At 63.9% G+C, this 20,124-nt stretch carries 17 protein-coding genes; 7 read left to right on the forward strand and 10 right to left on the reverse strand.

Annotated features, from left to right (window positions below):
- The first annotated feature begins 19 nt into the window (after window positions 1-19).
- Window positions 20-2,440 carry a TonB-dependent receptor gene (locus R3E77_11510; GenBank protein ID MEZ5500038.1) on the forward strand — a complete coding sequence of 807 codons (2,421 nt, stop codon included), beginning with the start codon at window positions 20-22 and terminating at the stop codon, window positions 2,438-2,440.
- Window positions 2,441-2,491: 51 nt separating this feature from the next.
- Here the strand turns inward: R3E77_11510 and R3E77_11515 are convergent, their stop codons facing one another.
- Window positions 2,492-3,868 carry an FAD-binding oxidoreductase gene (locus tag R3E77_11515; GenBank protein ID MEZ5500039.1) on the reverse strand — a complete coding sequence of 459 codons (1,377 nt, stop codon included), beginning with the start codon at window positions 3,866-3,868 and terminating at the stop codon, window positions 2,492-2,494.
- Here R3E77_11515 and R3E77_11520 point away from each other — a divergent pair.
- Window positions 3,867-5,432, forward strand: coding sequence for an aldehyde dehydrogenase family protein (locus R3E77_11520; protein ID MEZ5500040.1), 1,566 nt, complete (start codon window positions 3,867-3,869; stop codon window positions 5,430-5,432). The genes R3E77_11515 and R3E77_11520 overlap by 2 nt on opposite strands.
- A 15-nt stretch (window positions 5,433-5,447) precedes the next feature.
- Window positions 5,448-6,776: an acetyl ornithine aminotransferase family protein gene (locus R3E77_11525; protein MEZ5500041.1), complete on the forward strand. Its 1,329-nt coding sequence runs from the start codon at window positions 5,448-5,450 to the stop codon at window positions 6,774-6,776.
- A gap of 21 nt (window positions 6,777-6,797) precedes the next feature.
- Here R3E77_11525 and R3E77_11530 read toward each other — a convergent pair whose 3' ends face one another.
- The gene (locus R3E77_11530) at window positions 6,798-8,210 is read right to left on the reverse strand and encodes an aminotransferase class III-fold pyridoxal phosphate-dependent enzyme (GenBank protein MEZ5500042.1); all 1,413 of its coding nucleotides are present in this window, start codon (window positions 8,208-8,210) and stop codon (window positions 6,798-6,800) included.
- Window positions 8,211-8,242: 32 nt separating this feature from the next.
- Here R3E77_11530 and R3E77_11535 point away from each other — a divergent pair, with 32 nt between their 5' ends.
- Window positions 8,243-9,385 carry an aromatic ring-hydroxylating dioxygenase subunit alpha gene (locus R3E77_11535; GenBank protein MEZ5500043.1) on the forward strand — a complete coding sequence of 381 codons (1,143 nt, stop codon included), beginning with the start codon at window positions 8,243-8,245 and terminating at the stop codon, window positions 9,383-9,385.
- A 224-nt stretch (window positions 9,386-9,609) separates the two neighbouring features.
- A complete protein-coding gene (locus R3E77_11540) occupies window positions 9,610-9,996 on the forward strand; it encodes an Lpp/OprI family alanine-zipper lipoprotein (GenBank protein ID MEZ5500044.1) in 387 nt (128 codons plus the stop codon).
- A gap of 58 nt (window positions 9,997-10,054) precedes the next feature.
- Here the strand turns inward: R3E77_11540 and R3E77_11545 are convergent, their stop codons facing one another.
- From R3E77_11545 to R3E77_11560, 4 genes are read right to left on the reverse strand one after another with little or no spacing between them, the layout of a single operon-like run.
- The gene (locus R3E77_11545; protein MEZ5500045.1) at window positions 10,055-11,023 is read right to left on the reverse strand and encodes a beta-ketoacyl-ACP synthase III; all 969 of its coding nucleotides are present in this window, start codon (window positions 11,021-11,023) and stop codon (window positions 10,055-10,057) included.
- A 12-nt stretch (window positions 11,024-11,035) separates the two neighbouring features.
- Window positions 11,036-12,031, reverse strand: coding sequence for a phosphate acyltransferase PlsX (gene plsX, locus R3E77_11550; protein ID MEZ5500046.1), 996 nt, complete (start codon window positions 12,029-12,031; stop codon window positions 11,036-11,038).
- A gap of 20 nt (window positions 12,032-12,051) precedes the next feature.
- A complete protein-coding gene (gene rpmF, locus R3E77_11555; protein MEZ5500047.1) occupies window positions 12,052-12,270 on the reverse strand; it encodes a 50S ribosomal protein L32 in 219 nt (72 codons plus the stop codon).
- Between the two features lie 23 nt (window positions 12,271-12,293).
- Window positions 12,294-12,803: a YceD family protein gene (locus R3E77_11560; GenBank protein ID MEZ5500048.1), complete on the reverse strand. Its 510-nt coding sequence runs from the start codon at window positions 12,801-12,803 to the stop codon at window positions 12,294-12,296.
- Window positions 12,804-12,887: 84 nt separating this feature from the next.
- Here R3E77_11560 and R3E77_11565 point away from each other — a divergent pair, with 84 nt between their 5' ends.
- On the forward strand, window positions 12,888-13,466 hold the full coding sequence (locus R3E77_11565) for a Maf family protein (protein ID MEZ5500049.1): 579 nt from the start codon (window positions 12,888-12,890) through the stop codon (window positions 13,464-13,466).
- 8 nt (window positions 13,467-13,474) lie between these two features.
- Here the strand turns inward: R3E77_11565 and R3E77_11570 are convergent, their stop codons facing one another.
- Entirely contained in the window at window positions 13,475-14,467 is a 993-nt protein-coding gene (locus tag R3E77_11570) for an RluA family pseudouridine synthase (GenBank protein ID MEZ5500050.1), read from the reverse strand.
- 415 nt (window positions 14,468-14,882) lie between these two features.
- Here R3E77_11570 and R3E77_11575 point away from each other — a divergent pair, with 415 nt between their 5' ends.
- On the forward strand, window positions 14,883-17,156 hold the full coding sequence (locus R3E77_11575) for an Rne/Rng family ribonuclease (protein ID MEZ5500051.1): 2,274 nt from the start codon (window positions 14,883-14,885) through the stop codon (window positions 17,154-17,156).
- 18 nt (window positions 17,157-17,174) lie between these two features.
- Here R3E77_11575 and R3E77_11580 read toward each other — a convergent pair whose 3' ends face one another.
- The 3 genes from R3E77_11580 to creD all read right to left on the reverse strand — a co-directional run bounded on the left by R3E77_11580 (window position 17,175) and on the right by creD (window position 20,000).
- Window positions 17,175-17,690 (reverse strand): low molecular weight protein-tyrosine-phosphatase, encoded by a 516-nt coding sequence (locus R3E77_11580; GenBank protein MEZ5500052.1) that lies wholly within the window; start codon window positions 17,688-17,690, stop codon window positions 17,175-17,177.
- The gene (locus R3E77_11585; protein MEZ5500053.1) at window positions 17,687-18,574 is read right to left on the reverse strand and encodes a LysR substrate-binding domain-containing protein; all 888 of its coding nucleotides are present in this window, start codon (window positions 18,572-18,574) and stop codon (window positions 17,687-17,689) included. Before R3E77_11585 ends, R3E77_11580 begins: the two co-directional genes overlap by 4 nt.
- A 103-nt stretch (window positions 18,575-18,677) precedes the next feature.
- A complete protein-coding gene (creD, locus tag R3E77_11590) occupies window positions 18,678-20,000 on the reverse strand; it encodes a cell envelope integrity protein CreD (GenBank protein ID MEZ5500054.1) in 1,323 nt (440 codons plus the stop codon).
- Window positions 20,001-20,124 lie beyond the last annotated feature (124 nt).

Below are 20,124 nucleotides of genomic sequence, written 5' to 3' on the forward strand. Positions count from 1 at the left end.
ACGATTCGGGGAGATACTCATGACGCGCAGTCGTAAACGCAAACTGCAACGCGCCAAGGTGGCACTGGCCAGCATGCCCATTGCTTCGGGATTCCTGGCGGCAAGCCAGGCGGCGATGGCGCAGGATGAAGCGGCCACGAGTGGCGGCCTCGAGGAAGTGGTCGTCACGGCGCAGAAGCGTTCCGAGAATCTGCAGCAGGTCCCTCTCAGCATCCAGGCGATTGGCACCGAAAAGCTCGACCAGCTCAATATCACGAGCTTCACCGACTACGCCAAGTTCCTGCCGAGCGTCGCCTACACCAGCATTGGCCCGGGCCAGTCGGCCGTTTACATGCGCGGCGTGGCCAGCGGCGAGAACAACAACCACTCGGGACCGCTGCCGAGCGTCGGCATCTATCTCGACGAGCAGCCCATTACGACCATCCAGGGCTCACTCGACATCCATCCCTACGACATCGCGCGCGTCGAGTCGCTCGCAGGTCCGCAGGGCACGCTGTACGGCGCCAGCTCCCAGTCGGGCACGATCCGCATCATCACCAACAAGCCGAGCACCGAGTACGTCGACGGCGGATACGGCGTCGAACTCAATCAATACACAGGCCATGGCGCCGGCTACATTGCCGAGGGCTTTGTCAACCTGCCGATCAACGACAAGGCCGCGGTGCGCCTCGTCGGCTGGGCCAAACGCGACGGCGGCTATATCTCGAACCTGGCCGGCACCCGCAATTACGAAAGCGGCGCGGTCGAGGACACGACGCCTTTCGCGGGCAAGGACCTGAACGAGGTCGACACCTATGGCGCGCGCGCGGCACTCGGGATTCACCTCAACGAGTCCTGGACCGTGACGCCCACGCTCATGGCCCAACAGCAGAAGTACGATGGCAGTTTCAGCAACGACCTGACCAAAGGCGACTTCGCGACCCAGCACTCGCGTGCCGAGTTCTACAAGGACAAGTGGTGGCAGGGAGCGATGACCGTCGAAGGAAGAATCGGCAATTTCGATGTCGTCTATGCCGGTGCCTACCTCAAGCGTGATGCGACGGGCCTCACCGACTACGCGGACTACACCTACTGGTATGACCAGTACTACGCGAGTTTCGGCACCGGCGCGTGCTTCTCCTGCTATTTCTATGACAATGCCGGCGATCCGGTTGCGAATCCGTCGCAATACTTCCGCTCGAATGACCGTTACAACAAGATCAGCCACGAAGTACGTTTGTCCACGCCGAAGGAAAATCGCGTGCGCGCGGTCTTCGGCTACTTCTGGCAGCGCCAGGTCCACAACATCGAGCAGCGCTACATGGTCGACGGCATCGCCGATGCCATCACGGTCACCGGCTGGCCCGATACCATCTGGCTCACCGAACAGCAACGCGTCGATCGCGACAAGGCATTGTTCACCGAAGTCTCGTTCGACATGACCGACAAGTTGAGCGGCACGGTCGGCGTACGCTTCTTCGAGGCGAACAATACGCTGCACGGCTTCTTCGGCTACAGCTCCGGGTTCAGCAGCCGCACCGGCGAGGCCGCCTGCGTGACGCCAGTCGTGGCCGGCAGCGGCGTCAACGGCGGACCCTGCATCAATCTGTATGCCCTGTCCGATCCGACAGGCGCCACACCAAAAGGCGTCAAGGAAAGCGGCAACACACCGAAGTTCAACCTGACCTACAAATTCGACCCCGACCGCATGGTCTATGCCACCTACTCCCGAGGCTTCCGTCCGGGTGGTGTCAACCGGCGTGGCGATTTCGAGTCTTATCGTGCCGACTTCCTCAAGAACTACGAGCTCGGCTGGAAGACCAGCTGGGCGGACAACCGCATTCGCCTCAACGGTGCGATTTACAAAGAGGATTGGAACGACATCCAGTTTTCGTTCATCCCGCCCGGTGGCAGCGGCCTCACCGTCATCGGCAATGCCGGCAAGGCGGAAGTGAAAGGCATCGAAGCGAGCCTCGACTGGCGGCCCAACGAAAGCCTGCTGTTGAGCCTCGGCGCCGCGTACAACGACGCCAAGCTGAAGGAAAACTATCCGCCCGGCTCCACGGCGGCCAATGGCGACGTGCAGGCGCCGAACGGCACCCAGCTGCCGGTCACGCCCAAGTTCAAAGGCAATCTGATCGCGCGCTACAACTTCCCGCTCGGGGCCTACGACGCCCACGTGCAGGGGGCATTGTCGACGCAGTCGAGTAGCTGGTCCGACCTGCGGGACAGTGACCGCGCGGTCCTTGGCCAGAATGACAGTTACAGCATCGCCGACTTCACCTTCGGCATCGAGAAGGACCGATACGCCATCGAACTGTTCGTCAACAATGCCTTCGACGAGCGTGCCGTGGTGACGACCTTCGTCGGCTGCGAAACCAGTGTTTGCGGCCCCGAGCCTTACATCACGGCTGTGACGCCGCGCAAGGTCGGCATCAAGTTCAGTCAGAAGTTTCGCTGATAACTGACTGATTCATAAACATTGAACGGCGCCGCTTGCGGCGCCGTTTTTTTATATGGTCGGGCCTGGCACGATCGGCGTACCGTCGAAAAACCGGCTGAGACGAAACGGCTCGAGTTCGCAGGCCGTGCTGGCGCCCAGCATCATGCGCGCAGCCAGTTCGCCGGCCGCGGGCCCCAAGCCAAATCCGTGTCCGCTGAATCCGGTGGCGAAGGCAAGCCCCGGATTCGACTCTGCGCCGCTGATGATGGGCAATACATCGGGCGAGGTTTCGATCATGCCCGCCCAGGTCTCGACGATCGGAACCCGGGTCAGTGCTGGGAAAAACTTCCCGAGCGCGCGGCGGATTTCGCCGAGCAGCGCGGCGGATGGCAGCGGGGCCAGCATGCGCTCGCGCTCGAATACGGTTGCGGGAGGCTGCGCTCGCGAAGGCTCGCCGACCTGACTGCTCGCGGACGGGAACAACCGCATGCGGATCGAGCCATGTTCCTGGCGCAGCGCAGGAAAGAACATGCGCGCCAGGCGAAGGCTATCCCATTCCAGGAAGTGTTCGAACGCCGAACCATGGGCGACGGTGTAGCCGCCATCACGACGCCGGCGCAAGGCCACGGCATCCGACCACGCGCAACCATCCAGGAAGGCCGGCGCGGCTGCGGTGCGCGCCACCGTGCCCCGCACGCGCAACTGCGGCAGATCGATGCCAAGCATGCGGGCAAATTCGCGCGACCAGGCGCCGGCGGCAACGAGTATGGATTGCGCTTTCACCACTCCATGTTCGGTCACGACGTCGCGCCATTCACCTGCAACGCGCTCCAGGCCGCGCACCGCGCAGTGACTGACAACGCGCGCACCTGCCGCGACCGCAGCGCGTGCAAAGGCAGGCGACGCCAGGTGCGGCTCCGCGCGCCCGTCGCTCGCGGTATAGAGCGCGCCGGCCCATGCGCCGCCATCGCGCAATACGCGGGCGAGTGCCGCACGATCGAGGCGTTGCGTGTCGAGCCCGGCCTCACGCGCAGTCTCGAGCCAGGTGCACAGCGCATCGAGCTCGGCGACCGTTCGTCCCAGGTAAAGGCAGCCGCCTTGGGCGAAACCCGTGACCTCGCCGGTCTCAGCCGTGAATGACTTCCAGATGTCGAGGCTTCGCATCATCAGAGGCAGTTCGACGCGCGCGCGGCCCTGCTGCCTCACCCAGCCCCAGTTGCGGCCCGATTGCTCGCCGCCTATGCGGCCTTTCTCGAGGAGCAATACGGGAACACCGTGGCGCGCGAGGTACCATGCTGCCGCACAACCCACGATGCCGCCGCCGACGATGACGACGGCGGATTGCGCAGGTAGCCGGTCATGCACAGGATCGAACCGCCACTCATCGAGGACGTGGCCTGCGACCTGCTGCTCGCCCTGGTGCCGTTGTGACAGAATGTCTGCCATGAGTTTTCGCCTGACCTACGCGACGATGTTCGACCCGCCGGCCGAACTGCACGATGCCTTCGACGCGGCACTGCTGCGTGTCCGGTCCCGACTGGGGGCTACCCACGCGCACTATATCAACGGCCGCGACTGCAATGCGGCGGGGACCCAGGCCACGGTCTCGCCCATTGACACCAGTGTGCGTCTAGGTGACTTTCCACGCGCATCCGCCGACGACGTCAACGCAGCCGTCAGTGCCGCCGCGGGCGCATACCCGGGCTGGCGTCGCACGCCCGCACAGGCGCGCGCCGCGGCGCTCGGACGAGTGGCGCGACTCATTGAATCACGCGTCTACGATATCGCCGCCGCCGTGAGCCTTGAAGTCGGCAAGAATCGCTCGGAGGCGCTCGGCGAAGTGCAGGAGACGGCCGATTTCTTCGACTACTATGCGCAGGATTTTCTCGGCAAGGGTTTCGACCGCGAGCTGCCCGATGATCCGGTCAAGGGCGCGCGCAGTCGCAATCGTTCTGTACTGAAACCCTACGGCGCCTGGGGCGTCATCGCACCGTTCAATTTTCCTTTCGCGCTGGCGGGCGGCCCCGTCGCCGCGGCGCTGATGACCGGCAATACCGTCGTGCTGAAGGGCTCGCACGACACGCCCTGGGCCGGACGGTTGCTGGCCGACTGCATTCGCGACGCCGACTTGCCGCCCGGCGTGTTCAACTATACCAACGGCGACGGCGCGGATGCCGGTGCGGCCCTCGTTGCACACCCCGCTACGGCTGGCGTGACCTTCACGGGCTCGCAACGCACCGGCCTGCAGATCGCGAGGCGTTTGCTGGCTGGCAATGTGCCACGCCCCTGCATTGCGGAAATGGGCGGCAAGAATGCCACCATCGTGACCGCCAGGGCCGATCTCGAGCGCGCCACCACCGGCATATTGCGCTCGGCCTTCGGCCTCAGTGGGCAAAAATGTTCCGCCCTTTCGCGCATCTACGTCGATGCAAGTGTTGCCGATGAATTGCTGGCCAGGTTGCGCTCTGCCGTAGCGGCCGTCGCGGTGGGCGATCCCACGCAGCGCGATAACTGGATGGGGCCGGTCATCAATGCCCGCGCCTACGGCAACTACTCCCGCTATTGCACGGCATTGCGCGAAAGCGGGGCGCGCATCGTGGCCGGCGGCGAACAGCTGCGCGGCGGCGCCCTGGCGCGCGGCTACTATTGCGCGCCGACACTGGCGGAGGCACCGCTCGATCACCCGCTGTGGCAGCAGGAGCTTTTCGTGCCCGTCGCCATGCTCGCACGCGTCCCCGATCGCGACCGGGCCATGCAACTCGCGAATGACAGCGAACTCGGCCTGACCGCCGGTTTCTACGGTGGGCCGGACGAGGTCGATTGGTTTTTCGAACATATCGAAGCCGGCGTTGCCTATGCCAACCGGCCCCAGGGCGCGACCACCGGCGCCTGGCCCGGGTACCAGCCCTTCGGCGGCTGGAAGGGATCGGGCACGACCGGCAAGGGCATCGCCTCGGACTATTACCTCGCGCTCTACCAGCGCGAACAGTCACAAACTCGGGTCGACTGACTTGGGGAGCTACGCATGAATGACACGTCGCGGCAAATGAAGCTGCCTGGACCAAAAGCCGCCGCATTGATCGCCCGCGACCGCGAAGTGGTCTCGCCATCCTATGTGCGCGACTACCCCTTCGTGATGAGTCGCGGCGAAGGCGCGATCGCCTGGGACGTCGACGGCAACCGTTTCGTCGACTTCGCCGCGGGCATCGCCGTGTGTTCGACCGGCCACGCACATCCGCAGGTGGTTGCTGCGGTGCGCGAGGCTGCCGGCGAATTCCTGCACATCTCTTCCGATTACTGGCACGAGCGGCAGGTGCAACTGGCCGAAAAGATGCGCGCGCTCGATCCGGTGAGCGGCCCGGCCATGACCTTCTTTGCCAACTCGGGAACCGAAGCCGTGGAAGCTGCGTTGAAACTCGCACGCCAGGTCACGGGACGCGGCCGCTACATCGGCTTCCTCGGCGCGTTTCATGGCCGCACGATGGGGTCCCTGTCGGTGACCGCGAGCAAATACACCCAGCAGCGCGGCTATTTCCCGACCACGCCGGGCGTGACCCACGTGCCCTACCCCAATCCCTATCGACCGCTGTTTGCCGGTGACGACCAGGGCACCGCGGTACTCGATTACATCGGGCAGGTACTCGAGCGCAACCTGCCCGCGAATGAAGTGGCGGCCGTCATCGTCGAACCCATCCAGGGCGAGGGTGGCTACATCGTCCCACCGTCCGGCTTTCTCGCCGGACTCAGAAAGCTGTGCGATGCGCACGGTATGCTGCTCATTTTCGACGAAGTGCAGGCCGGTATTGGCCGCACAGGCCGGATGTTCGCCTGGCAGCATGAGGGCGTGCGCCCGGATATCATCACGCTCGCAAAGGGACTCGGTTCAGGTCTGCCCATCGGTCTCGCGGTCGCCAATCGCGCCGTCATGGAAAAATGGCCACCGGGATCACACGCCAACACCTATGGCGGCAATCCCATTGCCTGCGCTGCCGCGCTGGCAACGCTTGAGCTCGTCGAGAAGGACTACGCGGCGAACGCAGCGCGGATGGGCGATCGCATCATGCAGCGCCTGCGCACGCTCGCGCAGCAGCACGCCATCATCGGCGATGTGCGCGGCCGCGGACTGATGATCGGCGTCGAGTTCGTGAACGATCGCAAGAAGAAGACGCCGGCCAGGACGCTTGCCGCCCGCGTCGTCAATCGCGCCTATCACAACGGCCTGCTGTTGCTCGAGTGCGGCACGAGCGGCATACGCATCATTCCGCCGCTCATGATCGACGAAAGACTTTGCGATGAAGGAATGCGAATTCTCGAGATCGCCATCGGCGAGGCCCTGGCAGACCCGTCCGCATAGATTGTGGTATGGACCTTGCGGCTAGCCGCGGGATGCGGCCAGCTCGCGTTCGTAGTCGGCGAGCGTTGCCGCCAGGCCGTCCACCATTTCATCGAGTTCCGCTTCGCTCACGATCAAGGGCGGCGTCAGCATGATCCAATCGCCAAACCGGCCGCCATGTGTACGCCGCCCGTAAATGAGGAGCCCTCGCGAAAGGGCCAGCGACTTGACTCGCCCGAGCACATCGAGCTTACGTGGCAGCATCGCGCGCGTTTCGCGGTCGGCGACGATCTCGACGGCATTCAGCAGCCCCATGCCGCGTACATCGCCGACCAGGACATTGTTGCGACAGGCGTGGCGCATGCGATCGCGCAGATACTGGCCACGCTGGGTGGCCCGGTCCATCAGCCGTCCTGCGACCAGCTCATCGAGCACCGCATCGGCCACCGCACAACCGAGTGGATTGGCCTTGTAGGTATGGCCGAGGTGGAACCCCCCATTTCGCGCGACGAGCTCGACCATCGGCGCCGGGGCCAGGAAGGCGGCCAGCGGGTAGTAACCGCTGCCGAGACCCTTGGCGAGCACGACGAGATCGGGCCTGCCGTCCGGCCAGTTGGCGGCAGCGAGGAACCGGCCCGTGCGCCCCGAACCGCTGATGGTTTCGTCGAAGATCAACAGCACACCGAATTCATCGCAGATCTCGCGTATGCGCCGGTAGTAACCGGGCGGCGCGAACGTTGCGCCGCCGCAGAAACCCATGACCGGCTCGATGATGAATGCAAGCACGCTGTCCGGGCCCAGTCCGACTATTGCCGCGCGCAAGGCTTCGGCACATTCATCGGCATGCATCTCGGGCGAGATGCCGTCGGGAACGCGATAGCTCCAGGGCGCATTCACATGCGTCACCCCGGCATGGCTACCAAGGTAGGCCGCATAGACCGGATCGGCTGACAAGGCCATGGTGGCAACCGTGCTGCCGTGGTAGCAGGGATTGCGGGAGATGACCTGGTGTCTTTGCGGCTGACCGGTCGCGAGCGCATGGCGGCGTGCGAACTGCAGGCACTTCTCCACGGCTTCGGAACCGCTGGAGACGAAGAAGGCGTGTTCGAACGGCGGTCCGGCAAGATCACGCAGGGCGGCGCCGAGGCGCAGATTCGCTTCACTGACGAAACTGCTTGGGTAGGCGAAGGTCGCCCGCACGGCCTGCTCACGCATGGCGGCGAGTACACGTTCATTGCCATGACCCAGGTTGACGGCAGCCGGTCCCGCGGTGACGTCGAGATAACGACGTCCGCTCGCGTCGAAAACCTCGACACCTCTTGCCCGGGCGAGCATCGGCGGCAGTGTGCCGTCCGGTGCAATCCAGAATGACTGCACGCCACCGTCGCGCGGGTAAATGATTTCGTGGCTCATGCGGCGCCCATCGACGATAGCAAGATCGCGGGCGCTTTTCACTCGGGACCTCGCACCGCCCCGGAAGTCGGCCTATGCTTCGTACCGTGACCATGGAACAATCCCTGCCCTCGAGTTGGTACCGCCGAAGCGAAATCTTCGAGCTCGAACGCAGGCAGATTTTCTCACGCGAGTGGTATTGCGTTTGCCGCGCCAGCGAGCTTGCCGGCCCCGGCTCGCATCGCGTAGTCGATGTCGCCGGCAGTTCGGTGCTGGTGCTGCGCAACGCCCAGGGTGATCTGAGGGCCTTTCACAACACTTGCCGTCATCGCGGCGCGCAGCTTTGCACGCCACCCGGTTTCGTCTCACATCACGCACCACTTGGCGGTGGGGTGGTTGGTGCGCGAACCATCGTCTGCCCGTATCACGCCTGGACCTATGACCTCGACGGCCGATTGTTGCGGGCACCCTTCCTGGGCCGCGACGATGGCTTCGACGCGAGCCGCATGGCGCTGCATGCCGTGGCCGTCGGGCAGTGGGGAGGATTCGTTTTCGTGAACCTGGGTGAGGCGCCCACCGATCTCGCCGCCGCCATGGCGACCTACCAGCAACGCTATGAACGCTATCCGCTGGCTGACCTCGAAACCGCCGAGACGTTGGTCTACGACGTTGCAGCCAACTGGAAGATCATCTGCGAGAACTACAACGAATGCTATCACTGCGGACCCGTCCACCCGGAACTGTGCGCGCTGGTGCCGGCGTTTCGCGAACGTGGCGGCGCCGGCCTCGACTGGCAACGCGGCATACCGCATCGTCCCGGGGCGGACACCTTTACCCGCAGCGGCTTGTCGGATCGTCGCTCCTTTCCTGGACTCAATGCCGATGAGCAGCAGCGCCACAAGGGCGAACTGATTTACCCCAACCTCTTCATTAGCCTCGCGAGGGAGCATGTTGCGGCTTTCATTCTCGAACCCCTCGGAGCGACCCGTACGCGCATCAGCTGCCTGTTCCTGTTCGAGACTTATGAAATGTCGCGCGCGCAGTTCTGCGCAGCAGATGCCATCGAATTCTGGGACGTCGTGAACCGCCAGGACTGGGCAATTTGCGAGGCCGTACAGCGCGGCATCGCAAGCCCGAGGCACGGCGTCGGCCTGCTGGCACCGATGGAAGACTGGAACCTCGACATCCGCCGCTACGTCACGGAGAGAATCGGCGACGCGGCTGCCCAATTGCCCTGAGTGCGTGTCAGAATCGTCCTATATCTGCAACAGGCGCCCGTCGGCGACCGTGCCCCTGCAATCAGCCGATTTCGCCAGATTGAGCCGCAAGTAGTTGCGATAGCTTGAAAATCAGGCCTGGCACATGGTGCTACGCGGGCCTCGATGTCTGTCGCAGTCCAGAGACAGCACGTATAATTCCTGTTGCATTTGCAGCGCAAATTTGTTGCAGTTGCGCCGCCGTAATGGAATGCGACAATTGGTTGTCGCGCAAGCGGCATCTTGTTTCACCAGGCATTTGCCGAAAGGGGATTGATACTATGAAGAACGCCATGCTGAAGGTCGCTGGTGTGGCCGCCGTTGCGGCACTCGTTGGATGCACCGATCTGAAGCCGCTGCAGGCCGAGGTTGATAGCCTCAAGTCGCAGGTATCCAGCCTGCAAAGTGAACTGTCCGCTGCCAAGAGCGCTGCTGATTCCGCGAACAGCGCCGCTCAGTCGGCTTCAGACACGGCCAACAGCGCGCAGAGCGCCGCCAACCAGGCGTTGGCTGCGGCACAGGCCAGCCAGTCCTGCTGCGACGCAACGAATGAGAAGATCGACCGGATGTTCCGTCGCTCGATCTCGAAGTAATTCAGTCCTTGTTACTGACCAAACGCCGCGCAATTGCGCGGCGTTTTTTTTGGGCCTGTCACAAGCGGATGAGCGCCGAGCCCCAGGTGAATCCGCCACCGAAGGCTTCCAGCAACAGCAATTGGCCGCGCTGGATACGTCCGTCACGCACCCCAGCATCGAGCGCAAGCGGCACCGATGCCGCCGACGTATTGCCGTGCTCGCCCACCGTGATGATCACCCGCTCCATGGGCATGCTGAGTTTGCGAGCGGTCGCCTGGATAATGCGGATATTGGCCTGGTGCGGTACAAGCCAGTCAATGGCAGATTTGTCCAGTTGGTTGGCCGCGAGCGTCTCATCGACGATGCGTCCCAGCGTGTTGACCGCGACCTTGAAGACCTCGTTACCAGCCATGTGGATATGCATGCGGCGTACTTCGTTGCCGTCGCCGAAGCCCTTCGAAACACCGACCGGCACGTACAACAGGTCTTTGAAGTCGCCCTCGGCATGCAGATGCGTCGAAATGACGCCGGGCTCCGCGCTCGCCTTCAGCACCACGGCGCCGGCGCCGTCGCCGAACAAGATCGCCGTGCTGCGGTCGGTCCAGTCGGTAATGCGGGATAGCGTCTCGGCGCCGACCACAAGCGCGCAACGCGCTGCACCTGTGCGGATGAATTTGTCTGCCACCGACAACGCATAGATGAACCCGCTGCATGCGGCTTCGAGACCAAGCGCCGGGCAGCTGTGAATGCCGAGATTGGCCTGCAGCAGGACACCGCAGTTTGGAAAGACCACATCCGGCGTCGTGGTGCCAAAGACGATGAGGTCGATTTCGCCAGGTTCGACACCGGCGGCCTGCATGGCCCGGCGCGCAGCCTGGGTAGCGAGGTCCACCGTGGTTTCGCCGGGAGCCGCGACATGGCGCTGCCGTATGCCCGTGCGTTCGCGGATCCACTGATCCGAAGTTTCCAGGGTCTTCTCGAGCTCCTGATTGGTGACGATCCTGTCGGGGAGATGGCTGCCGGTTCCTGCTACTCGCGAATACATGCCACCGCTTCCTCAGGCCGCCAGCGCATCGCGCACGTGCTGCATCAAGCCGCGCGAGACGGCCTGGTGGGCAAGGTCCATGGCCGCGCCAAATGCCGCTGCGTCGGCACTGCCATGACTCTTGACCACGATACCGTTCAATCCCACCATGCAGGCGCCATTGTAGCGACGTGGATCGAGTTTGTTGGCAAATCGGCGCAATACGCCCATGGCGGCCATCGCCGCAAGCTTGCTGCCGGCATCGCGCGAGAATTCGCTGCGGAGCTGTTCGGCGATAAAACGCGCCAATCCCTCCATTGCCTTGAGCGCGACATTGCCGGTGAACCCGTCGGTGACCACGACATCGACGTCGCGCCCGAAGATATCGTCGCCTTCGACGAATCCGATGTAGTTGAGACCTGCCGCGGCGATCAGTTTGTGGGCATCCTGGACAACCTGGTGGCCCTTGATGTCTTCATCGCCAATATTGAGCAATCCGACTCGTGGATTCGCCACGGCGTATACGTCGCGAGCGACGACCGAACCCATCTGCGCGAATTGCAGCAATTGTGCGGCCGTGGCCGACGTGTTGGCTCCGAGATCGAGCATGTAGGTGAATCCGTCGGCTGATGGCACCGCAGACATGATGGCGGCACGTTCGATGCGGCTCAGGGTGCGCAGGACGAAGTGCGCCATGGCAGTGAGTGCGCCCGTGTTGCCGGCGCTGACGCAGGCCTCGGCGTCGCCGCTTTGCACCAGATCGATGGCGAGGCGCATGGATGAAAGCTTGCGTCGCCGGATGGCATCGCGCGGCCGATCGTCCATGGCGACCACATCGGTCGCGGGAATGATGCGGATCCGACTTCGTTCGCCGTCCGGCAGCGAGCGTAGTTCGCCGTCGATGAGTCCCGGGTCGCCAACGAGCAACAACGACATCGAGGCGTGCCGACGTAGCGCCGGTGCGATCGCCTGCAGTCGCTCGAGCGCGACGCGATCGCCGCTCATCAGATCAATAGCCAGGGTCGGCATGCCGCCGCTCCCGCAATGACTCAGTGGTTATGGTCGTGATCGTGATCGTGATCGTGGTCGTGCGTCGCCTTCGGTTCGACGACACGGCGGCCGCGATAGAAACCATCGGCACTGATGCAGTGCCGCAGGTGGGTCTCGCCGGACTGTGGCTCGATCGATAGCGCCGGTGCCGCGACCGCTGCGTGCGAACGGTGCATTCCGCGTTTGGATGGGGTCTTGCGGCTTTTCTGTACTGGCATTTCCTGGTGCTCCAATAAATTCTTCAGCCGTCACGTTTGAGCAGCTCACCGAGCTCGGCAAACGGCCGGCGCATCCTGACTGCCTGCGCCGGCCCGTCCTGTGGCGGCCCGGCGTGGCAGTCTTCATTCTCGTGGCGCGCCACGATTGGCAACGCCAGCAACAACTCTTCTTCGACCAGCTCGCTGATCGAAACCTGCATCCCCGGTGCGAGCAGGCTGTCGAGCCCGCCAGGCACTTTGCGTTCTTCCCGGTCACTACCGATCACCGCAAGCTGCGAACTCGCGCTCACCGGCCAACGAACGGTGCGCAGGCAGCGTTGGCAAACCAGCGGCAGCTCAGCCTGCAGTTCGATCGAAACCAGCGACAGTCCATAGTCGCGTCCGAACTCGGCATGACCGCGCACCCAACCCTCATCCGCCGCCAGTTCCGGTGCAATCCGGGCCAGCGATGCCGGCTTGAGTTCAAAATCGAACCGGCTGTTGCGCTCGGACTCGCGTTCCACAGCCAGCGGACGTGACCAGTCGGCGCGCATGGGGCGCGTATAATAGGTAGGCGCCTGCCGCAAGTCAAAGCGAATTATCGCTAACCTATTGTTTCCTTGGGAATTACCTGCTTGATGCCGCCCCTGATACTGGCCTCGACCTCGCCCTACCGCCGCGCCCTGCTCCTGCGGCTGGGCCTGCCTTTCGAAGCGCGCGCACCGCAGGTGGACGAATCCGCCGTCGGCATCGACGACGCGGCCGCGCGCGCTTCACATCTGGCGCTCGCCAAGGCGGAAGCCGTGGCAGCCGCGGCGCCCGATGCCGCAGTGATCGGCAGCGACCAGGTGGCGCTCCTTGGGAAGACGCTCCTCGGCAAGCCGGGTAGCATCGACAATTGCCGCAGACAACTGGCGGCCGCATCTGGCCATCGCATCAGCTTCTTTACTGCGGTAGCCGTCGTTGCGGCATCCCGCTCGTACTCGGTTGCGCACCTCGATCGGACCGATGTCATGGTTCGCAGGCTCGGCAGCGACGAAATCGACCGCTATATCGAGCGCGAACGACCGCTCGACTGTGCCGGCGGCTTCAAGGCCGAAGCCGCCGGGATCTGCCTGTTCGATTCGATAGACAGCCACGACCCGACGGCATTGATCGGTCTGCCGCTCATCTGGTTGAGCGGCGTATTGCGCGAGCTCGGCTATCAATTGCCCTGACCGGGGCGCTACTGGAGACGCCCCTTCGCCTGCATCGGGGACAAAGCGTCGAGGACGGCTCGCAGGTCGTCGGCGAGCGGCGCATTGAAACTCTCCGCCTTGCCCCCCGGCCACTCGAAACTGATGCTCGAGGCGTGCAGGAACATGCGTTTGAGCCCCCGTTCGCGCCACAGCGCATTCGCATCGGCGTCGCCATATTTCTCATCGCCTGCAACCGCATGTCCCGCATGCGCGGCATGCACGCGAATCTGATGGGTGCGACCCGTATCGATCGCCACCTCGAGTAGTGTGGCCCGTTTGCCAAAGAACTCCACCGGACGAAACCGGCTCACCGCAGCCTTGCCGCCAGCATCGACGCGTACCGTGCGTTCGCCGCTGACGCGTGCGTCGGTACGAAGCGGAAAATCGATTACTTTCTGCCCGAGCTGCCAGCTGCCGTTCAACAGCGCGAGATAACGTTTGTCGAAGCATTGTTCGCGTATCAGCGCGTGCAATTCGCGCAAGGCGGCACGCTTGCGTGCCACCAGCAATACGCCACTCGTGTCGCGATCGAGACGATGCACGAGTTCGAGCGTCTCATCGGGACGCAGTGTTCGCAACGCTTCGATCACGCCGAAGCTGACGCCACTGCCTCCATGCACCGCCATGCCGGCCGGCTTGTTGATGACCAGCAATTCACGAGTCTCGGCAATGATGCAGCCGGCGACAGCCTCGACCAGGGAGCGCGACGGCCGCCTGACCGCCGCGGGCGAGTCCGCACTTGCGTGCATCAAGGGCGGCACCCGCACGTTGTCGCCTGGTTGCAGGCGGAGCTCCGGGCGGGCCCGTCGCGAGTTGACCCGGACTTCTCCACGACGCACCAGCCGAAACAACCGGCTGCGGGGAACGTCCGGCAGCAGCCGCTCGAGGAAGCGGTCCAGCCTGACGCCCGCCTCGTCGGCCGGCACGGCAACATGTCTCACCTTGGAGCGGGATTCGGCTGGAACTGGAAGATCTGCCACGGTTTTTTGCGTAAATTGTTGTTTTTTAAAAGATCAGCTTATATGATGCCGCCGTTTCCGGTCGCTGCGCGGTTCGCAGGCTGGCCGGAGCAACAAAGTCCGCGGCGTGCGCGCCGCATGTTAGTTGGTCTGCGCAAGCGTGACCATCGATTGTCCGGCCGACACTGGATCAGGCAACCCGCAGCGAGCGAACAAGCCGCCCCGGGGCCACCATTGCAACGGTTGGTAGTGAAGGTTTCGGCACCCGCCAGGGCTCTGGCTGGCGCCACCCGACAAGAGTCATTCATGCTCTTTACGCCGCAAGCACCCCGCGTCGATGCCGCTGCCCCCAAGGGCGCGTCGCGCGCGCTGCGGCCGCCAACCTGGCAATCAAACCTGTCCCCGTCGTCGGCCCCGTACTACCTGGTAGGGGTAAATGAAAAGAATGCTCGTCAATGCAACTCAGCAAGAGGAGTTGCGCGTCGCACTGGTTGATGGTCAGAAGCTATTCGACCTCAGCATCGAGTTACTGTCGAAAGAACAAAAGAAAGCCAACGTCTACAAAGGCCGGATATCCCGCATCGAGCCCTCGCTCGAAGCATGCTTCGTCGATTACGGCAGTGAGCGACATGGCTTCCTGCCGCTGAAGGAAATCTCCCGCGAATATTTCAAGCGCGACGCCCAGGGCAGTCGCCAGAACATTCGCGACCTGTTGCACGAAGGTCAGGAGCTACTGGTTCAGGTCGAGAAGGAGGAACGCGGCAACAAGGGCGCGGCACTCACGACCTTCATCAGCCTGGCGGGCCGTTTCCTGGTGCTGATGCCGAACAACCCCCGCGCGGGCGGCGTGTCGCGTCGCATCGAGGGCGAGGACCGCGACCAGCTCCGTGAAGCAATGGACCAGCTGCAGATACCCGACGGCATGGGCGCCATCGTGCGCACCGCCGGTGTCGGCCGCAAGGCCGAGGAGCTGCAGTGGGACCTCAATAACCTGGTCACGCAATGGCAGCAGATCGAAGGCGCCTCGAAGGAACGCAACGCGCCATTTCTCGTCTATCGCGACAGCGATCCGGTGACCCGCGCGCTTCGCGATTACTTCTCCGATGACATTGGCGAAGTACTGATCGACGACTCGAATGCCTACAACATGGCGCTCGAGTACATGCAGCGATTCATGCCGCCTGAATCGCAGCGCCACCTCAAGCAGTACAACGATGACATTCCGTTGTTCACGCGCTATCAGATCGAGAGCCAGATCGAATCGGCCTATGCCCACAAGGTCCAGCTGCCCTCGGGCGGTAGCATAGTTATCGACTACACCGAAGCGCTGGTGTCGATCGACATCAATTCCGCGCGCGCCACGCGCGGCGGCGATATAGAAACGACGGCGCTCAATACCAATCTCGAGGCCGCAGATGAGGTCGCGCGGCAACTGCGCATCCGGGACATCGGCGGGCTGATCGTCATCGATTTCATCGACATGGAATCACAGCAGAATCAGCGCGAGGTCGAGGAGCGGCTGCGTAGCGCCGTGCACATGGATCGCGCGCGCATACAGATCGGCAGGCTGTCGCGTTTCGGCCTGTTGGAGATGTCGCGCCAGCGCCTGAGACCGAGCCTCGACGAGTCGAGCCACGTGGTCTGTCCGCGCTGCGCCGGGATCGGCAGCATCCGCAGCGTCGAGTCGATGGCGCTTTCGATCCTGCGCCTGGTTGGCGAGGAAGCGCGCAAGGAGCGCACCGCAAAGGTCATCGTCGAATTGCCGGTGGAAGTCGCGACATTCCTTATCAACGAGAAACGCGACTGGCTGCGCACGCTCGAGGACAAGTCGCATGCCGAGCTCGTCATCGTACCGAACACCAACATGCAGACACCGGATTACACGATACGACGCATCCGCAATGATGAAGCCGAAGCGCCGGACGTTCGCAAGGCGAGCTACCTCATGCCGACGCCAGCGCCAGTCGTCGAACCAAGCGGCACGGGCGAGAAGATCAGCGGTCGCGAACAGGCGGCCGTCGCGGCCATCCTGCCGCCGACCGCCGCGCCAGCGCCCGTTGCAGCGGCTGCGGTCGCCGTGGCCGCAGAGAAGCCCGGGATATTCCGGCGCATGTGGCGGGCATTGTTTGGCGCCGGCAGTGATCCTGGCGCGACCCCGGCGCATCGCACCGCGGGAGCGCGGCGCGATGCATCGCGCCGCGGCACACGCCCCGACCGTAACCGACGCGATGGTCGCCATCGTGACCGCGATCGTGACCGCGACCGCAAGCCCCGCGGAGGCGACGGCGGCGATGCGCGCCGCCGCAAGGAGACACAGGGCGGCCACGATGCGCGGCCACGCAATGACGCTGCGCGCCAGGGCGCCAATACGCCGAAGCCGCAGGGTGAGCAACCACGCCGAGAACGCGACGGCGACGAGCACAAGGCGCAGTCGGAGCGGCGCGGCCGACGCGGCCGGCGCGGCGGACGGCGGCGCGGACGCCGCCCAGGCGAAGGTAGCGAGGCACTGCCGCGCAATGACCAGGGCGCATCGCAATCAACCGAAGGCAATGGCAGCGGTCACGAGGCCGCCGCTCGTGCCGCAGCGCCGAATTCACCCACGCCGCCAGCACCACCCGCTGCGCAAGCTGCGCCGCAGAGCGAGAGCAAGCCTTTCGTCGTATGGTCCTCCGACGCGGGCAACCGCACGACCTTTCCCGACGACAGGTAGAACCAGCTCAGGCCCCCGTCACGAGCGTGCGGGGGCCGCTCGCTCCTGCAGTGCATGCAGCAGGCCGCGCGAGGCGGCCTCGATGAGATCGAGCACGGTCTCAAAGCCTTCGCTGCCGCCGTAATATGGGTCCGGCACCTCGAGCACCGGCGGCTCAGGGTGATATTCGAGCAGCAACCGCGCCCGTTCGCGATGCGCCGCAGGTGCAATACGACGCATGTTCGCGAGGTTCTGGCGGTCCATCGCCAGCAGCAAGTCGAATCTTGAAAAATCCTCACGCGTAATCTGCCGCGCGCGTAGCGGCGCCAGATCGTAGCCGCGGCCCGCGCCCGCGCGTTGCGCGCGTGCATCCGGCGGCTCCCCGACGTGATAGCCCGCGGTACCGGCGGAGTCGACCTGCAGCGCGAGCTGCGGCGCTTCGGTCGCGGCGATCCTGCGCAGCACGGCCTCGGCGGTGGGCGAGCGACAGATATTGCCTAGGCACACCATCAGCACGCGCACGCCGAACTCCCGGTCCGCGACGATTGCGGTCACTGCGCAGCGCCCGAAACCAGTTCGCAGAGCGCGTCGATCGCGACAACGCGCGAGCTGGAACGGATCCACATGGCGCCAATCGAGCGTTGTGGAGCCGGAGGCGCAAACGGCCGATAAACGAGCCCCTTGGCTCCGGCAAGCACACCTTCGCAAGCGAGGCGTGGCATCAGGGTAACGCCAAGTCCTGCAGCAACCATCTGGCGCAGCGTCTCAAGGCTCGTCGCGCGCAAATCGCTTGCTTCATCCACTCCGACCGAGCGACACAGCTCGAGCGCCTGGTCGCGCAGGCAATGACCCTCATCGAGCAACAGCAGGTTTTCGCCTTGCAAATCGCGCATACGCAGGCGTCGGCGCACCGCCAGCGGGTGCCGGCGAGGCAAGGCGACCAGAAATGACTCGGCATATAGCGAGCGTGAAACCAGCCCCGTACCGGACACCGGCAGAGCCAGAACCGCCATGTCGATCTGCCCTTGATGCAATGCTTCGAGCAGCGCGTCGGTCTTCTGCTCGATGACCTTGATGGCGAGCTTCGGCAGTGACTTCCGCAGCGGCGTCGCGATTCGCGGCAGCAAATAAGGCGCAATGGTGGGAATCAGGCCAAGGCGCAGATTCCCTTCCAGCGGATCGCGCCGGCGGCGCGCCGCGTCGCGCAGCTGCTCGGCGTCGATGACGATCTGCCGCGCACGGGGTAGCAGCTCCTCGCCCGCTGCAGTCAACATGACATGACGCGGTCGACGCTCGAAGAGGGTCACGCCGAGGTACTCCTCGAGCTTGCGCAACTGTGCCGACAACGTGGGCTGGCTGACATGACAGCGCTCGGCCGCGGCGCCGAAATGCAACGTCTCGCCCAGCGCCACGAAGTACTGCAGATCCCTCAGGTTCATCGACAAATAGTTTATGTCTATCGAAATGCGAAAAACAATCGATTGGCTGGCTGGTGCACATCGCCGGTACGCCTGCGGATCGCGTGGCCTAGAGAACGGCGCGTCAGGATGTGCCAGGCGCGTGCCAGTTAAGGTGCCGGGTCGTGAGCATCGCCAGGGCAAGCGCCGCGAACAGGCCCAGCGCGCCTGTCAGCAAGGCATAGTCCTCGGATAGCACGAGCAGATAGAGCGCGCCATACAGCGTGGCGAAACCGCCGGCAGCAACGCTTCCGGTCGCACGACTGCGCATCACGCCGGCGAGGTAAACGGCAAGCAGCGTGATCATGGCAAGCGATGCCAACCCGTAGGCAATTGCGAAACCGAGCTGCTCGGAAAGCGCGATCAGCAACAGATAGAATACCGCAAGCGCGATACCAACCAGCAGGTAATGCATGGCGTGCAGGCGCGGCGCGCCGGCACGCCGGCCGAGTGTATATTCCCAAAGAAAGAGACTGCCGAAAGTGAGCGCGATGAACAGCACGGCATAGTGAATCGCGCGATAGCTGCGCTGGTAGTGATCGACCGGCCGCAGCAGTCGCACACCGAAGTCGCTCGCACCGAGCTCATCGCAGCTGATCTCCTCATCGAACCAGTTGGGCGGTACTGCGCGGGTAATCTCGGGCACAGACCAACGGGCCGTGAATCCACCGCCCGTTACCTCGCGAAACTGCGGCGCGTAGCCGCCATCGAAGGACGGATGCGGCCAAGGTGATTGCAGGTCGACCTGGACATTCGCCGCGAGCGGCATGAACGAGAAACGCCCGGTGCCGCCAAGCACCAGGTCGAGCTCGAACACCGCGGGTCCCTGCGCGTCCGCCGGGGTCGCATTAACTGCAGCGCTGATACCCGCAAGGTAATTGGTCGGCTCGGGCAGGAGCTTGACCGGAAATCCTGCGAAGTCGCTGCGCGAGAGTTCGCGTATGCCCCGTGGACTCGATATCGGCACGAGGACCTTGGCTTCCTGCCACCGGATCGTTCCCGTGCCCTGGTCCTCGGCCAATTGTGCAAGGCGCGATGGATCGAAGCTCGCGCGTAGTTTCAAAGTAGCTGCGAAAGTCATGACTTCGTAGATCCCGCGAAAGCGAGGCTCCGGCTGCAGCTGGACACTCGCCTCGAGTTCATCCGGCAGGATCCGCAGCAGCCTGCGGTGGCTGACCGTCTTGGCGCCGTAGTAGGCGGGAACGTCGACCGGCACTACGAGCAGCGCTCCGCCCAAGCGCTGCGCCTGGCCGGTGGTGGCTGCGACCGATTCGGCCGCCTCGCTCTGCAACCCGCGCCGCTCGGCCAGGAGGTTTTCCACCTGCCCAAGCGGCAGGAGCAACGCGATCAAAAGGAGTGCCATCAACAACACGCGATTCAAAAGCGGCGGCAATCGGGGCAAGGTCATGCGTTTCACCGTAACGGCTTGCTTTGTTCCGCCCTGTAGAGTGGACGCGCAATACGGCACGGCGGGGGCGCAATCATGACCAATCGAGGCAGGTTCAGGATGCGTTCATTTTCGCTGACCATAA

Source organism: Steroidobacteraceae bacterium, from assembly GCA_041395505.1.
Taxonomy (GTDB): domain Bacteria; phylum Pseudomonadota; class Gammaproteobacteria; order Steroidobacterales; family Steroidobacteraceae; genus JAWLAG01.

What these genes read in the sequence shown, in the direction of transcription:
- R3E77_11560 (MEZ5500048.1), bottom strand. Translation starts at nt 12,803, where the DNA reads ATGCGCGCCGACTGGTCACGTCCGCTGGCTGTGGAACGCGAGTCCGAG.
- rpmF (MEZ5500047.1), bottom strand. Translation starts at nt 12,270, where the DNA reads ATGCCAGTACAGAAAAGCCGCAAGACCCCATCCAAACGCGGAATGCAC.
- R3E77_11540 (MEZ5500044.1), top strand. Translation starts at nt 9,610, where the DNA reads ATGGAATGCGACAATTGGTTGTCGCGCAAGCGGCATCTTGTTTCACCA.
- R3E77_11565 (MEZ5500049.1), top strand. Translation starts at nt 12,888, where the DNA reads ATGCCGCCCCTGATACTGGCCTCGACCTCGCCCTACCGCCGCGCCCTG.
- R3E77_11510 (MEZ5500038.1), top strand. Translation starts at nt 20, where the DNA reads ATGACGCGCAGTCGTAAACGCAAACTGCAACGCGCCAAGGTGGCACTG.
- R3E77_11575 (MEZ5500051.1), top strand. Translation starts at nt 14,883, where the DNA reads ATGAAAAGAATGCTCGTCAATGCAACTCAGCAAGAGGAGTTGCGCGTC.
- R3E77_11515 (MEZ5500039.1), bottom strand. Translation starts at nt 3,868, where the DNA reads ATGGCAGACATTCTGTCACAACGGCACCAGGGCGAGCAGCAGGTCGCA.
- R3E77_11520 (MEZ5500040.1), top strand. Translation starts at nt 3,867, where the DNA reads ATGAGTTTTCGCCTGACCTACGCGACGATGTTCGACCCGCCGGCCGAA.
- R3E77_11525 (MEZ5500041.1), top strand. Translation starts at nt 5,448, where the DNA reads ATGAATGACACGTCGCGGCAAATGAAGCTGCCTGGACCAAAAGCCGCC.
- R3E77_11585 (MEZ5500053.1), bottom strand. Translation starts at nt 18,574, where the DNA reads ATGAACCTGAGGGATCTGCAGTACTTCGTGGCGCTGGGCGAGACGTTG.
- R3E77_11545 (MEZ5500045.1), bottom strand. Translation starts at nt 11,023, where the DNA reads ATGTATTCGCGAGTAGCAGGAACCGGCAGCCATCTCCCCGACAGGATC.
- R3E77_11535 (MEZ5500043.1), top strand. Translation starts at nt 8,243, where the DNA reads ATGCTTCGTACCGTGACCATGGAACAATCCCTGCCCTCGAGTTGGTAC.
- creD (MEZ5500054.1), bottom strand. Translation starts at nt 20,000, where the DNA reads ATGACCTTGCCCCGATTGCCGCCGCTTTTGAATCGCGTGTTGTTGATG.
- plsX (MEZ5500046.1), bottom strand. Translation starts at nt 12,031, where the DNA reads ATGCCGACCCTGGCTATTGATCTGATGAGCGGCGATCGCGTCGCGCTC.